Below are 14814 nucleotides of genomic sequence, written 5' to 3' on the forward strand. Positions count from 1 at the left end.
TCAGGAGGGCGGGGGGCTGGTGCCGGTACCGCTCGGTGGCGGGGTGGATGGCGGTTCCGTGGGGGTGGGCGGTTCGGTCTCGCTCGGCGTGGGCGTAGGGGGAGTCGTGGTCGCAGGGGGCGTGCTCCGGGGCGGCGTGGGTGTAGGCGTCGTGGGGGCCGGAGTCGTCGGCCTGTGGGTGGGGGGCGTGGTGTGGCTCGGCGGGTTCGCGGGGTGTGGCCTGGCCTCGGTTCGCGGGCTGTGAGTTTGTGCGGGCAGCTTCAGACGGAAGTCGTGCACCGGTCGGCCCTTCAGTGCGGCGGCCATGTAGGCGGTCCAGATCCGGGTCGGATAGGAGCCGCCGTTGACCCGGCTGATGCCGGCGGCGTCGCCGAGCGACATCCGGGTGTGGTCCTTGGGGTTCTCGGCGAACATGGCGACCGACGTGGTCAGTTCGGGGGTGTAGCCGACGAACCAGGCGGAGAGGTTGTTGTCCGTCGTGCCGGTCTTGCCGGCGGCCGGCCGCCCCAGGGCGGTGGCCAGGTAGCCGGTGCCCTCGGGGCTGACGACGCTCTTCAGCACCGAGGTGACCTGGTCGGCCGTGGCGCGGGAGAACGCCCGGGTGGCCTCATGATGGGGCAGTTCGTACGCCTTGTTGTCGCGGGTGAGCTGCTGCACCGCCCACGGGGCGATGCGCCGGCCGTGGTGGTCGAAGGTCGCGTACGCCCCTGCCATGTCGAGCGGACTGGGGGTGGCCACGCCGAGGGTGAGGGCGGGTGTGGCGCCCATGTCGGGCGTGTCGGCGGGGAGCCCGGCCGCGACGGCGGCCCTGCGGACACGGGCGAGACCGGCGTCGGCGCCCTCCTGCGCGTACACGGCGTTGACGGACTTCATCATCGCCGTACGCAGACTGATCCGGCCGTAGTCGCGGTCGTCCTCGTTGGGCGGGCAGTAGTGCAGTCCGCGGGGCAGGCCCTGCACGCAGTGGCGGCTGGTGCCGTCGTAGGGGGTTCGGGGGGTGATGGCGCGGCCGTCCTGAGTGGTGGCGTGGTGCTGCAGTGCGGCCGCGAGGTCGAACGGCTTGAACGTGGAACCGACCTGGAGGTCGTGCCGGACGGCGTCGTTGTAGGGCCGGACGGCGTAGTCGGGTCCGCCGTAGGCGGCGACGATCCGTCCCGTCGACGGGTCCACGGATGCCGCGCCGACCCGGATGGACCTGGCCTTACGGGTGCCCGGCAGCTCCCGCAGGCCCTTCTTCACCGCGGCGACCAGCGCGTGCTGGTCCTTCTTCACGAAGGTGGTGGTGATCTGCCAGCCGCCCGAGCCGAGCGTGGCCTCGTCGACGATGTCGTTGTCGATGAGGTACTTGCGGGCGATGTCGATGAGGTACCCGGCCTGGCCGCCGACACCGGGAGTGGGCCGGGGCGCCCGGGGGGCCGGGAAAGTCATTCCGGCGCGCCGGTCCTTGTCCAGGTAGCCGAGGTCGACCATGCCGTCCAGGACGTAGTTCCAGCGGGCGACGGCCGCGGCTCTGAGGGCCGGGGTCGCCGTGGAGATGTCGTAACTGCTGGGGGCCTTGAGGAGCGCGGCGAGGTAGGCGCTCTGAGGAACGCTCAGCTGGGAGGCGCGGATGCCGTAGTAAGCCTCTGCGGCGGCACGGATGCCGTACGCGTTGCGGCCGAAGTAACTGGTGTTCAGGTACCCGGCCATGATGGAGTCCTTGCTCTGCGTCTCATTGACCTTGATCGCGATGATGGCCTCCCTGACCTTGCGATCGAGAGTCTGCTCGCTGGTGAGGTAGTAGTTCCGCACGTACTGCTGGGTGATGGTGGAACCACCCTGCAGCCCTTTGCCGGTGACGGTGCTCAGGGCCGCACGCAGGATGCCGCGGGCGTCCACGCCCTTGTTGGAGTAGAACGTACGGTCCTCCGCGGCGACCACGGCGTGCTGCATGGCGACGGAGATCTCCGAGAGCGGCAGCGACTCGCGGTTGACCGCGCCCGTGCGGCCGATCTCGGTGCCGTCGGCGTAGTAGTAGACGTTGCTCTGGCTCACCGCCGCGGCGTTGGGATCGGGGACCTGGACGGTCACGTAGAGCGCGAAGAACGCCGCGACTGCGAGCAGCACCATGGTGAGCAGGCTGCTGAGCACCATGCGCCAGGTGGGAAATATCCTGCGCCACCAGGGCATCGCCTCGCGTGCCGCCTTGCGCAGCAGCCGGGCGCGTCGGCGCGTCTGCTGCGCGGTGCGCAGTTGCCTGCGCCAGGCGGCGACGGCTCTCCCGGTCGTCTTGCTGTCCCCCTTGTTCATACCTGCGCCGTTCTTCAGGCCGGCAGGGTCGGGGGGGTGCGCCTCGGCGCGTACCGGACGCGGCGCGCCGCTCCGAAGTGCCGTAAATACCACTAATGGAATAGCAATTTCCCCTTTGTGGCCGAACCATGCCTGTGGCGGGTGGTTTGTGGGGGTGGCTGACTGACGGAATGGGTCGGGTCGGGCGGGGTCCTCGACCGATGTCCGGCGGGATGAACAGCCCGACTGTCCGGGGGAGTTGGCATGAGCTCTGCTGTGCGGTGTCGAAGCCGATCAGGGCAGGCCCGCCGGCAGAGCGCGCCGGCTGGCCCTGACGTGCTCACGCATGACGCATTCGGCGCTGTCGCCGACCTTGGCCAGGGATCAGCTCCAGGACGGGGTGGTGCCCGTGGTCGGACTGGGTGGCGCGGCCCGGCTGGCTCAGCGAGGTGTTCACCATCTGGAAGTGCGCGAGCTGATTCATCTGGATCCGGTAGTGGGCCTGCAGCTTGCTGGTCGTCGCGCTCCACAGCCGCGTCGGCCTCGCGCAGGTTCCGCACGAGCGAGTCGATCTCCGGGACCGGCCGCGCTGGGCGAGGAGACGCGCGGCCGCACCCTCGATGAGCTCCGTCATCACCTCACGGTCGCCGAGGTCGCCCACCACTGGGGCTTCGTCGGCCAGGCACACTTCACCCGGGTCTTCGGCAGCCGTTTCGGTGACACGCCGGGGGAGATCCGTGCGCGACCGACGAGATCGGCGTCGCGGTCCGGTCCTACCGGACGACGACCCCGGCGCGAAGGAAACTGCCCCCATGAAACTCACGACCATCACGAACGTCTCCGTAGACGGAGTGACGCAGGGACATCGACGGATCAATGCAGGGGCCCGGGGCGCAGCCGACGCGCCCGACCAGGACGGCAGCGACGGATTCGAGCGCTTCGGATGGGCCCCGCCACTGCTCGACGACGAGGCCTCGACGTTCATCGGCCAGGCCTTCCAGCGCGCCGACGCCTTCCTGTTCGGCCGGCGGACCTACGAGATCTTCGCCGGCTCCTGGGGGGCAGGCATGGATCCGGGAAACCCCGTCGGAGAGGCGTTGAACAAGCGGCCCAAGTACGTCGCCTCGACCACGCTCTCCGACCCTCAGTGGTCGAACACGACCGTCCTGTCCGGCGACGTCGCGGGCGCCGTCGGCGAACTGCGAGCCGAGCCGGGCGGTGAGCTGCAGGTGTGGGGCAGCGGCACCCTGATCCGCTGGCTGCTCGACCACCGGCTGGTCGACGAGATCGTGCTGCTCACCTATCCCGTGGTCGTCGGCCAGGGCACGCGCCTGTTCGCCGCCACCGGCCCGGACCTGGGACTCGACCTGGTCGACCTGCAGTCCACCCCGAAGGGGCTGACGATCCAGACCTACCGCACCACCGGCCGCCCGCAGTACGAGGCGGCCACGGCCTGAACCACGGCCGTGGCCGCCTCGGGCTGTCTCAGGGGACCATGGCCTCGTGTACGAGGGCAGTGTCCACGAACTGTTCGAAGCGGACGATCAGGCCGCCGCGTACGACGAAGTGGTGAGCGACGCGGACGTCGATCGGCTTGCTCGTGGCCTTGTTGACGGCGGTGTAGCGGGCGAGGACGACGACGTTCTCGCCGTCGACGACGTAGGTGTCGTCGTGGGCGGTCCAGTTGTCCCAGTCCTGGCCGAGCTTCTCCATGACGTTCGAGGTGACGCCGTCGGGGGTGCGGTAGGTGCCGGCCAGCGGGAAGCCGGCCATCTCGGTCCACTCCACGTCCGGGGCGAGAGTGGCGCGCAGGGCCTCCAGGTCGCCGGCCGCGGAGGCCAGGTACTGGCGGCGTACGACGTCGGCCGGGGTGGTGGATGCGGCGAACTCCGCCATCGTCAGCCCCACTTCATCTCGCCCTTGGCGACCTTCGCCCCGATCTGGGCGGCGATCTGCATGCCGTTGTCCGGGTAACGCTTGACCAGCGCCTCGGTCAGTGCGGCGCCGTCGGCCGCCTTGCCCAGCTCCTCCTCGAAGGCGAGCAGGTACTCGCGGGTGGCGGCGATGGCGGAGGCGTCGGCAGGCGCGCCCGGCAGGCGGTGGCCGGGGACGACCAACTCCGGGTCGAGGGCGGCCATTTCGTCCAGCAGGTCGATCCAGGCGGCGCGGTCGCCGGGGGTGGGGGTGTCGGCGACCCAGACGTGCTCCTGCTGGAAGAGGAGGACGCCGCCGAGGAGGGCGCGCTGCTCGGCCTGCCACAGGTAGTGGCGGTCGGGCAGTCCGGCCGGCCCGCCCTTGAGCTCGAAGTGGTGGCCCTCCAGGGTGAGGCCACCGGTCAGGGGCTCGATGTCGACGCGGCGGGTGGGCAGGTTGGGGCCGAGCGCGGCCCAGGCCTTGAGCTTGCCCTCGTAGGAGTGCTTGATGTGCTCGATGACGATGGGCGTGGCGACGAACTTCGCCTCGGGGAAGGCGTCGGCGACGGCCTCGGCGCCGAAGTAGAAGTCGGGGTCGCCGTGGCTGATGAAGACGGTGGTGAGGGTCTTGCCGGAATCGAGGATCTCGGCGACCAGGCGGTGGCCGTCGGCCCGGGTGAAGCCGGCGTCCACCAGCAGCGCCTCGTTCTCGCCGGTGACGAGGGTGGCGGTCTTGTTCTTGCTGCCTGCGGGGAAGTCCAGGTCGAGGACCTTGAAGGACAGGGTGCTCATGGATGGCTCCTTGAAGGGAGTGGGCTGGGTGGGGACGGGGGAGGCGATCAGGAAGTGTGCAGAGCGGCGATCTGCCGGTCGATCTCGTCGGCGTCAGCGCGGCCGTAGGCCAAGGGGGTGACGTGGTCGCCGTCGACGGCGAGGAGGGTGGGGAAGCCGGTGACGCCGAGTTCGGCGGCCCGATGGAAGTCGGCCTCGGCCGCCTGCTGCGCCTCGGCGCTCTCGAAGGCCGCGACGACTGCGTCGGCGTCCAGCCCGGCCTCCTCGGCGACCTTCCGGTAGGTGGCCGGGTCGGAGAGGCTGAGACCGTCGACGTAGAAGACGTCCTGCAGGGCGGCGGCCAGTTCCGCCGCGCGGGCGGGAGCCGCCTGGCGCAGGGCGGCGACCCCGCGCGCGGCGGCCTGCGAGTCCATCACGAACGAACCGTCGGCGATCAGCCGCTCGTACGCCGCCCCGAACTCGGCGCCGCTCACCTCGGCAATCTTGGCGTTCGCGCCCTGGACATGGCCGAACTCCCGGATCGGCATCCGGCGCGCTCCGGTGAACAGGCCACCGGAGACCACCTCCACCGGGAGGTCGGGGTGACGGGAGACGACCTCGCGCAGTGTTCCGGAGAACCCGTGCGACCAACCGCAATAGGCGTCGAAGACGTAGACCAGCTTCATCGAAGACCTCGGCAAGGGGAGGGATGCGCCCGCCGACTGCGAGCGTCTTGCCTGAGAAAACAGTAACTGACTCGTCAGATATTTCGCTGCGCGTATGACGCCGGACACACTGCCCGCTGGAGCAGGTTCAGACGTCTTTCAGGGCAGGCGTGGCAGTACGTCCCTGGCCGAGTGACTGAGGATGCGCAGATCCTCGGCGAACCGCTCGTGATCCTCGGTCGGCAGAGGAGCCAGGAAGTAGCGGCGGATGTTCTCCACGTGCAGCCGGGAGGCGCGGACCGCGGTCTGCTCGCCCGACTCCGTGAGGCGCACCAGGCGGCCCCGCCGGTCGCCGGGATCCTCGGCCCGCTCGACGAGTCCGGCCGCCTCCATCCGGTCCACCAGCCGGGTGGCGCCGCCCGTGGTCAGCACCTGCTCCTGGGCGATGGCCCGCATCGACAGGCCCGGCTCGCCCGCCCGCCCCAGGATCAGCAGCACCTCGAACATCAGGTGGCTGATCCCGCACTCCTCCTCCAGGGCGCGCCCCAGGATGTACTCCAGCCGGTTCGCCGCCCCCTGCAGCCTTCCGAACGCCAGCACCAGCGGGTCGTTCGCGGCCTCCTCCGCCGAGGAGATGTCCGCCTGCTCACCCACGTCGCCACCGCCTGTCGGGTCTTCCACGGCTTCCATCCATTGATCATGCCGTGTCGGCTCCAAGGATGGGGAGGCAGGGCGACGGTCGCCACGGCGCGGGCCTTCGGCGACCGCCGTGTTGCCCGAGGAGGTCGGCGGCGGCCTGCCTGCGCGGCACCGGCGAACTCGCCCGCCGCTCGCTGGTGTTGGGGCTTGGGTGAACTGGCCTGCCTTGTGTGCCGGGAATTGGGCTGCCTCGTGCACCGATTGCCGGAGTCTCCTGTACGGCTCGCGCAGCGAGCGCTCGCTCAGCGACTGGTTCACATCTGCGATCGGCTGGAACTCTGCGGCGCACGCCGCCCATGATCGCCATCGGGCGGACCCAACCTTGAAGGTCTTCGGCCGCGGGTGGGCGATGAGAGCGCGAATCCGGTGGTGCGGGACAGGAGTTGGCAGGGGCATCAGGCGTTGTGGCAGGCGGTGTGCGGCCACCGGAATCTATCCTTCCGGCCGCCGCGACGTCGCTGGCCTTCCATGACCGTACGGTGAATTTCCTGTGAAGGCGACACCCCTCCGTCACATTGTCGTTGCCGCGGGGGAGGCCTGCGGTGCCCTGATATTGCCGGGCTGTCGGCTGATCGGGTGTGGAATCGGACATGTCTGTTTGGGTTCGAAGTTGCCCAATCTTTGCTTGACCACTTTCGTGAAGTGCCTTAGATGTTGAGCGCTTTGCTCGGTGGATCCATTCACGTCCATCGCTCTTCCTGGTTCAGCGGGCCGAACAACCTGTCCCTCTGTGCAGTTCGAGCAGGGTGAGGCGCACAACAATCGATGGCTTCCGACCGGCCTGAACGCCGGCTGGGCATCGCGCACGGTCCCGCGAGGGTGTGGGGCAGCACCACCTCAGTAATTGGAGCGTCTATGACCAGTGTCCGTTCTCTCGCACTGCGCGCCGCCGACGAAGTGGGTCACCAGGACGATGCAGGCCGGTCGGTATGGTCACCCGCTCGGTAGAGGCGCAGGCGGTGAGGGAACCGGGCGCGGTGATCAGTGTGGCCGTGCACGCCGGCGACCCCGTCAGCGGCGAGGGTGCCGTCGCCTGCCTGCGCTCCACCCCCGGAATCACGGTGCTCCCGCGCGACCGGCGGTGCGAGGCCGACGTCCTGCTGGTCACGGTCCACCAGACCACCGAGGACGTGATCTGCTGGATGGAACGCGCCGCCAATGAGTCGACCAATCCCGAGATGCGCATCGTGCTCGTCGCCGAGACCATCAGCGAGTGCCACCTGATGCGGGCGGTCACCAGCGGGTTGGTGGCCTTCCTGCCGCGTGAGGAGGCCGACCGGGAGCGGGTCGTGAAGGCCATCCGGGACAACGGGCGGGACCGCGGGCTCGTCCCCGAGCAGATGGTCGGCTGGCTGCTCGAACAGGTCAGGATGATCCAGCGCACCGTGCTGGTGCCCAACGGACTCACCGCCGGCGGTCTGCAGGACCGGGAGGTCGAGGTGCTCAGGCTGCTCGCCGACGGCCTGGACACCGTGGAGATAGCCCAGCAGCTGAACTACTCGGAGCGGACCATCAAGAACATCGTCAGCGGCATGCTGACGCGGCTGAACCTGCGCAACCGCTCGCATGCGGTCGCCTATGCGATGAGATGCGGCGCGCTGTGAGCCGTTGGGAGCGCTCCCGCCCCAGGTCCACGGGAGGACGGACATGACGAACACTGTGCCAGTGAAGCGCGGGTCGCGCACCGCCGGTCCTCCGATGCCCGAGGGCGAGGTCGAGCTGGCCGAGCCGCCGGTGCTCGGTGAGCCGGCGAGCGCCGACTTCGGGTCCGCGCTGGCCTTCCTCCCCATGGGGCTGGGCTCGGCGGTCATGGCCGTGGGGCTCTCGATGGGCCACGGTTCGCCCACCACGTACATGATGTCCGGGATGATGGGCGTCTCCATGATCGCGATGAGCCTGACCCAGCTCGGGCAGTCGGGCAAGGAGCGCAAGCGCCGGATGCGGGCCGAGCGCCGGGACTACCTGCGCTACCTCGGGCAGCTGCGCAAGCAGGCCAGGGACGCTGCGGCCGAGCAGCGGGCCGCGATCTCCTGGGACCATCCCGAGCCCGAGGACCTGTGGTCACTGGCGATGAGCCCCCGGCTGTGGGAGCGCCGTGCCAGCCACGACGACTTCGCCCGGATCCGGGTCGGGCTCGGCACACGGCGAGCCGCGCTGCACTTCACCCCTCCGGAGACCAAGCCCGTCGAGGACCTCGAACCTCTCTCGGCGATCTCCCTGCGCAGGTTCATCAAGGCCCACCAGACGGTCCAGGGCATGGCCGTCCCGGTCTCGCTGCGCAGCTTCAGCAGCGTCGAGTTCGCCGGGGACGGCACCGGCGCCTACGCCATGGCCCGGGCGATGCTCTGCCAGCTGGCCGTCTTCCACTCGCCGGACGAGCTGAGGATCGCCGTACTCACCGACGAGCGGGGCCGGGCGGACTGGGACTGGGTGAAGTGGCTGCCCCACAACGCCCACCCGCGCGAGCGGGACGCGGCCGGTGCGCTGCGGCTCGTCGCCACCGACCACGACGCACTGATGCAGCTCCTGGGCCAGGACGTCAGCGACCGCCCCGACCACGACAAGTCCGAGGCGCCCAGCGCGTCCGAACCCTTCGTGGTGATCGTCGCCGCCGGAACACACGTCCCGCCCGGCTCCCGGCTGCTCGGCGCAGGGCTGCGCAACACCGTCCTGCTCGACCTGACCGGGGACATGACCGGCGGCCCGAAAGTGCTGCGCCTGACCGCCGAGAAGGGCCGGGTGACCTTCCCGTCCGGCGACTCGACCGCGTCCGCACGGGCCGACGGGCTGAGCCCGGCCTCCGCCGAGAGCCTGGCCAGATATCTCGCGCCGATGCGCACCGGCGGGATCGTGGACCTGGTCGACGAGCCGTTCGAGAACGACTTCGAGCTGACCGCCCTGCTCGGCATCCGCGACCCGCGGGCGTTCGACGTGGCGTCCCAGTGGCGGCCGCGCACCCCGCAGCACAACCGGCTGCGGGTGCCCCTCGGGGTGACCGAGGACGGCGAGATCGTCGAGCTGGACCTCAAGGAATCCGCCCAGAGCGGCATGGGACCGCACGGCCTGCTCATCGGCGCCACCGGGTCCGGCAAGAGCGAACTCCTGCGCACCCTGGTCATCGGCCTGTGCGCGACCCACTCCTCCGAGATCCTCAACCTGGTCCTGGTCGACTTCAAGGGCGGCGCCACGTTCCTCAACATGGAGAAGCTGCCGCACACCTCCGCAGTGATCACCAACCTGGCCGACGAACTGCCGCTGGTCGACCGGATGCGCGACTCGCTCCAGGGAGAGGTGATCCGCCGCCAGGAACTGCTCCGCGAGGCCGGCTACGCCAACCTCTTCGACTACGAGAAGGCCAGGCTGGGCGGCGCCCGGCTGGCCCCGATGCCCTCGCTGCTGATCATCGTCGACGAGTTCTCCGAACTGCTGAGCAGCAAGCCGGAGTTCATCGAGCTGTTCGTGATGATCGGACGCGTCGGGCGAAGCCTCGGCGTGTACCTGCTGCTCGCCTCGCAGCGGCTCGACGAAGGCAGCATCCACAAGGTCACGGGCCACCTCTCCTACCGGATCGCCCTGCGCACCTTCTCCTCCATGGAGTCACGCAGCGTCATCGGCATCACGGGAGCGTATGAGCTGCCCTCGGGGCCGGGCCACGGCTACCTGAAGATCGACACCACCAACCTGGTCCGGTTCAAGGCCGCCTACGTCTCCGGGCCCTGCCCGCAGCCGCAGACCCGCGCCTCGGCGGGTGGGGACCAGACCGGATCGGCCGCCGAGATCGTCCCCTTCGGCCTGGACCAGCGGCCTCCGCTGCCGGCCGGCCCGGCCTCCGTCGACCCCTCCCTCTCACCGGCCCCGGACGAGCCGTCGGACGACGAAGAACAGTCCGAGAGCTCCGAGAGCCTCCTCGATGTGCTGATCGACCGGCTCACCGACTCCGGGCCGCCCGCCCGCCAGGTGTGGCTGCCGCCGCTGGACGAGTCGCCGAGCCTGGACCAGCTGCTGCCGGGCATCGTCCCCGACCCGGTGCGCGGGATGAGCGCGAGCGACTACCCGGCGCTCGGCGCCCTGAAGGTACCGCTCGGCACGGTGGACCTGCCCTACGAGCAGCTGCGCGAACTCCTGGTGGCCGACCTCTCCGGAGCCGACGGGCACGTCGGCATCGCCGGAGCACCGCAGACCGGCAAGTCCACCCTGCTGCGCAGCCTGATCCTCTCGCTCGCTCTGACGCACACCCCGGAAGAGGTCCAGTTCTACTGCCTGGACTTCGGGGGCGGCGGCATCGTCTCCATCGCGGGCCTGCCGCACGTCGGCTCGGTGGCCACCCGCCTCGAGCGCGACCGGGTGCTGCGCACCGTCGAGGAGCTGACCCAGCTGCTGGAGACACGCGAGGAGCGCTTCACCAGCATGGGCCTGGAGTCGATGGCCGCATACCGCGCGCTGCGCCGCAGCGGGCAGATCGACGACCCGTACGGCGACGTCTTCTTCGTGGTGGACGGGTGGGCCACCCTCCGGCAGGACTTCGACGAGCTTGAGGACCGCGTCGCCGAGCTGTCCGCCCGCGGCCTCTCCTTCGGCCTGCACGTGGTGGCCTCGGCGGTCCGCTGGTCGGAGATCCGCCCCAAGCAGCGCGACCTGATGGGCACCAAGCTCGAACTCCGGCTCGGCGACAGCATGGAATCGGAGGTCGGAACGCGTCAGGCCGCCGGAGTGCCCCCACGCCCCGGCCGCGGCCTCACCAGCTCGGGCCACCACTTCCTGTCCGCGCTGCCCCGTCTCGACGGCTCCTTGGGCATCGACGACCTGACCAGCGCCACCAAGGCCGCGGCAGCGGAGATCGAGACGTTCTGGACCGGCCGGTCGGCGCCGGGCGTCCGGCTGCTGCCCACCAGCCTTCCCCTCGACCAGCTGCCGCCGCCGGAGGGCGACATGCGTGTCTGCCTGGGCTGGGACGAGAAGCGCCTGCAGCCTGTCTGGCACGACTTCGAGAAGCTGCCGCACCTGATGCTCTTCGGCGACGACGCCACCGGCAAGACCAACGCACTGCGCCTGGTTGCCAAGGCGATCACCGCCCGCTACACCCCCGCCGAGGCGCGCATCCTGCTCGCCGACCCCGGCCGGCAGCTCCTGCGGGACGTCCCGGAGGAGTACCGCGTCGGCTACGCCGTGGGCACCGAGGCTCTGGCGGAACTGGCGGGCAGCGCCGCGGTGTCGGTGAGCAGCCGGGTGCCCGGCCCCGACATCGCCCCGGAGCGGCTGGCACAGCGCGACTGGTGGCAGGGGCCGCGGCTGTTCATGCTCATCGACGACTACGACCTGTTCGCCACCGGCGGCGCCATGGACAACCCGATGTCGTCGATGGTGCCGCTGCTGGCCCAGGCGCCCAACATCGGACTGCACATCGTGGCCGCGCGCAGCACCTCGGGAGCGATGCGGGCCATGATGGACCCGCTGCTGCGCCGGATGTGGGAACTGGGAAGCCCGGCGCTGCTCTTCTCCTACCCCAAGGAGGAGGGCAAGTTCATCGGCGAGGCCAAGCCGCGCACCCTGCCCGCGGGCCGTGCGCAGCTCGTCACCCGGCGCGGTGTCGGGCTGCTCCAGACCGGACTGGCGGCTCCGTCATGAGCCGGACCTCCGCCGGGCGCCGTACCCAGGGCGCCCGGCGCCCGCCCGCCGTACCGGGCCGGCATCCCGCACCGCCCTTGCGCACACCGCCCCCGTCTTCCCGTCCGCGCACCGCAGGAGAACCATGAGCACCGCCGCGCCGTCCCCATCCCGCACCGGGCACGGGGACATCGACGTCTGCCGACTGACCGTGAGCGCACCCTCCGGTCGCATCGACCTCGCTGTGCCCGTCAGCACCACGGTGGCCACCCTCCTGCCCGTTCTGCTGAAAAAGGCGGCGACCGAGGACGATCTCGTCAGCGTCTGGGCGCTGCAGCGGCTCGGTGAGGCACCGCTGGACCTGGACGGCACCCCCGAGACCCTAGGCCTGCGGGACGGTGACGTCCTGTACCTGCGGCCGAAGGACGACCTGCTGTCGGAGCTGCAGTTCGACGACGTGGCCGACGCGGTGGCCACCGCGATCAACGCCCGGCGCGACCGCTGGCGACCGGAGCTGACTCGGCGGCTGTGCCTCGGCCTGGCCTGCCTGGCGCTGGTGTCCCTCGCCGCCCTGGTGCTCGCCGCCCGCCCCGCCCCGCTGACCGCGCTCACCTGCGGCATGCTCGCACTGGGCCTGGTCGTCGGCTGCGGCGTGGTCACCAGGACACTGCAGGACCGGACGATCGGGACCGTCACCGGCCTGGGCGCCTGCCTGTTCGCCGCGCTCGCCGGACTGTCCGCCGCGGCCGGCCCGTCCGGGCTGTTCGACCCCGGCCGGCTGGACGGGCTGCTCACCGCCGCCTTCACCGGGGTGGCCGCCGCCGCGGTCCTGGCCACCGGAAGGGTGCCGATCGCGGTGTTCGGCACCGTGCTGATGCTGGCGGGCACGGTGGAGCTCGGGTCGTTCCTGTCGATCGTCCTCGGATGGAACGCCACGCAGGTCGCGGCGGTACTCGCGGCGGCCATGTTCGCCGTCGCCCCGCTCGTCCCGCGACTGGCGCTGTTCGCGGCCAAACTGCGTGTCGTGGAACTCCCGCACAACGCCGAGGAGTTGCAGCAGGGCATCGACCCACTGCCGGAATCCCTGATCAACCGCCGGGCCGCGGTGGCGGACGGCTACCTCAGCGTCTTCTTCCTCTCCGCCGCCGTGGTCTTCACGGTGGCCTCCGCACTGCTGGTTCAGGTCCCGAGCTGGTCGGGGAAGGTGTTCACCGCAGTGTTCAGCGTGGCGGTGCTGCTGCGCGCACGCGGCGTGGCCAACGCATGGCAGCGCATCGCGCTGGTGGCCGCCGGCGGGCTCGGCCCGATTCTCGTTCTGCTGTCCCTGGCGCTCCCGGCCTCCGCGCCCGCCCGAGCCGCGGCGATGCTCGGGCTGTGCGCTGCCGCCGCCCTGCTGCTGACGGGTGCCTCGCGCCTGCCGGGGGCGAGGCTGCGGCCCATCTGGGGACGCCTCGGCGAGATCATCGAGGGCTGCACCGCGCTCGCCCTCATCCCGCTGCTGCTGCAGGTCCTGGGCGCGTACGCGTTCTTCCGTTCGCTGGCCGGCTGAGGGAGCTGCGGTGCAGAATCGACGCGATCACGTCCAGGCACACCGGTTCGCCGCAGGCCGGCTCGTGTCGGCACTGGTGGCCGGTGATCCGGGTCCCCTCGAGGTTCCCATGCGGCGGGGCAACCTCGGCATGCAGTTCGGCGCGCTGATCGCGGTCCTGCTCGCCGCAGGCTGCGCGGTCTACGGCCTGATCAGCCCCCAGCCGAGCACGGCCTGGCGCAACCCCGGCTCCATCATCGTGGAGGAAGACACCGGCACCCGGTACCTCTACCTCGGCAAGCAGCTGTACCCCATGGCCAACTACGCCTCCGCGCTGCTGGTCGCGGGGGACCGCGCCAAGGTCGTGTCCGTCTCCCGCGACGCGCTGGCCGACGTCCGGCGCGGGCCGCAGCTCGGCATCCTCGGCGCACCCGACGACGTGCCGCCCGCGGGTCAACTCCTCTCCGGAGACCGCGCGGTCTGCCTGCCGCCCGGCGGCACCGCCACGCTGGTGGACCTCGACCCCGCCGGCCGTACGACCCCCCTCCAGCGGGACCAGCGCATCCTGCTCTCCGGGCCGGACCACGTCACGTACATCCTGTGGAACGGCCGGACGTACCGACTGCGGTCCCACACCGAACTGGTCGCGCTCGGCCTGGTGGCCCAGCAGCCCGTCGCCGTCTCCTCCACATGGCTCGCCCAGGTGCCGTCCGGCGGGACGGTGACGGCCCCGCGCATCCCGAAGGCGGGCTCCACGGGCACCTCGGTGGCCGGCCGTCCCGCGAAGGTGGGGCAGTTGTTCCAGGCCACGGCCGCCGGGGCGCAGGAGCTGTACGTGCTGCGGTCGGACGGGCTCACTCCGGTCAACCGCACCGGGTTCGCCCTGCTCAGCGCCGCACCCGGCGCGAGCGCGCCCCGGCAGGTGAGCGCGGCCGACATCGCGGCGGCCCCGGTCTCGCAGGACCGCTCCCTGCTGACCGCGGTGCCGGACCTGCTGTCGGGGGCGGCCTTCCGCCCCGGCGGCTCGGCGCTGTGCGTCCTGCAGAAGGCCGGCAGCGGTACGGGCGGTTCGATCGTGACCGAGCCCGTCGCCGCCGGCTCGCGGCCCTCCGGTCTGTACGTACCGCCGGCCAAGGGCCTGCTGGTCACGGCGCAGTCCGCGCAGACGAGCGGCTCCACACCGCAGCTCTACCTGATCACCGACAGCGGCAGGAAGTACCCGCTGGCCGACACCGCCGTCGCGGCACTCGGATACGGCCAGGCCAAGGTGCGGGCGCTGCCGCGGAAACTGCTCGACCTGGCGCCCACCGGTCCGAGGCTGGACACCACCGCCGCCAAGGCCGCTGTCCCGGCACGGGCCGGTTAG

11 protein-coding genes and 1 pseudogene are annotated in these 14814 nt (G+C 70.9%); 6 read left to right on the forward strand and 6 right to left on the reverse strand.

The genetic code is table 11. The annotated features are described in order from the left end of the window. Positions 1-2289 (reverse strand): transglycosylase domain-containing protein, encoded by a 2289-nt coding sequence (locus EDD92_RS40620; RefSeq protein WP_123968905.1) that lies wholly within the window; start codon positions 2287-2289, stop codon positions 1-3. Between the two features lie 319 nt (positions 2290-2608). Beyond that, entirely contained in the window at positions 2609-2902 is a 294-nt protein-coding gene (locus EDD92_RS51665) for a hypothetical protein (RefSeq protein WP_260327121.1), read from the reverse strand. Here EDD92_RS51665 and EDD92_RS51670 point away from each other — a divergent pair. Together EDD92_RS51670 and EDD92_RS40630 are read left to right on the forward strand one after the other, a co-directional pair. Continuing rightward, positions 2858-2962: pseudogene (locus EDD92_RS51670) on the forward strand (hypothetical protein); the annotation flags it as partial. The gene EDD92_RS51665 and the pseudogene EDD92_RS51670 sit on opposite strands and share 45 nt — an antisense overlap. A 118-nt stretch (positions 2963-3080) precedes the next feature. Next, positions 3081-3725, forward strand: coding sequence for a dihydrofolate reductase family protein (locus EDD92_RS40630; RefSeq protein ID WP_123968906.1), 645 nt, complete (start codon positions 3081-3083; stop codon positions 3723-3725). A 28-nt stretch (positions 3726-3753) separates the two neighbouring features. On the opposite strand, the gene EDD92_RS40635 is transcribed toward EDD92_RS40630, so the two are convergent. The 4 genes from EDD92_RS40635 to EDD92_RS40650 all read right to left on the reverse strand — a co-directional run bounded on the left by EDD92_RS40635 (position 3754) and on the right by EDD92_RS40650 (position 6271). Beyond that, the gene (locus EDD92_RS40635; protein WP_123968907.1) at positions 3754-4164 is read right to left on the reverse strand and encodes a nuclear transport factor 2 family protein; all 411 of its coding nucleotides are present in this window, start codon (positions 4162-4164) and stop codon (positions 3754-3756) included. A 2-nt stretch (positions 4165-4166) separates the two neighbouring features. Further along, entirely contained in the window at positions 4167-4973 is an 807-nt protein-coding gene (locus EDD92_RS40640) for an MBL fold metallo-hydrolase (protein WP_123968908.1), read from the reverse strand. A 47-nt stretch (positions 4974-5020) separates the two neighbouring features. After that, positions 5021-5638 carry a DsbA family protein gene (locus tag EDD92_RS40645; protein ID WP_123968909.1) on the reverse strand — a complete coding sequence of 206 codons (618 nt, stop codon included), beginning with the start codon at positions 5636-5638 and terminating at the stop codon, positions 5021-5023. A 138-nt stretch (positions 5639-5776) separates the two neighbouring features. Further along, positions 5777-6271 carry a MarR family winged helix-turn-helix transcriptional regulator gene (locus EDD92_RS40650; RefSeq protein ID WP_123970768.1) on the reverse strand — a complete coding sequence of 165 codons (495 nt, stop codon included), beginning with the start codon at positions 6269-6271 and terminating at the stop codon, positions 5777-5779. A gap of 974 nt (positions 6272-7245) precedes the next feature. On the opposite strand from EDD92_RS40650, the gene EDD92_RS40655 reads away from it, so the two are divergent. The 4 genes from EDD92_RS40655 (at position 7246) to eccB (ending at position 14814) form a co-directional block, all read left to right on the forward strand. Beyond that, positions 7246-7920: a response regulator transcription factor gene (locus EDD92_RS40655; protein ID WP_123968910.1), complete on the forward strand. Its 675-nt coding sequence runs from the start codon at positions 7246-7248 to the stop codon at positions 7918-7920. Between the two features lie 43 nt (positions 7921-7963). Further along, positions 7964-11941: a type VII secretion protein EccCa gene (eccCa, locus tag EDD92_RS40660; RefSeq protein WP_123968911.1), complete on the forward strand. Its 3978-nt coding sequence runs from the start codon at positions 7964-7966 to the stop codon at positions 11939-11941. Positions 11942-12065: 124 nt separating this feature from the next. Beyond that, positions 12066-13469: a type VII secretion integral membrane protein EccD gene (gene eccD, locus EDD92_RS40665; RefSeq protein ID WP_123968912.1), complete on the forward strand. Its 1404-nt coding sequence runs from the start codon at positions 12066-12068 to the stop codon at positions 13467-13469. Positions 13470-13479: 10 nt separating this feature from the next. Next, positions 13480-14814 carry a type VII secretion protein EccB gene (eccB, locus tag EDD92_RS40670; RefSeq protein ID WP_123968913.1) on the forward strand — a complete coding sequence of 445 codons (1335 nt, stop codon included), beginning with the start codon at positions 13480-13482 and terminating at the stop codon, positions 14812-14814.

This window comes from Streptomyces sp. TLI_185 (assembly GCF_003814765.1).
Taxonomy (GTDB): Bacteria; Actinomycetota; Actinomycetes; order Streptomycetales; family Streptomycetaceae; genus Streptomyces.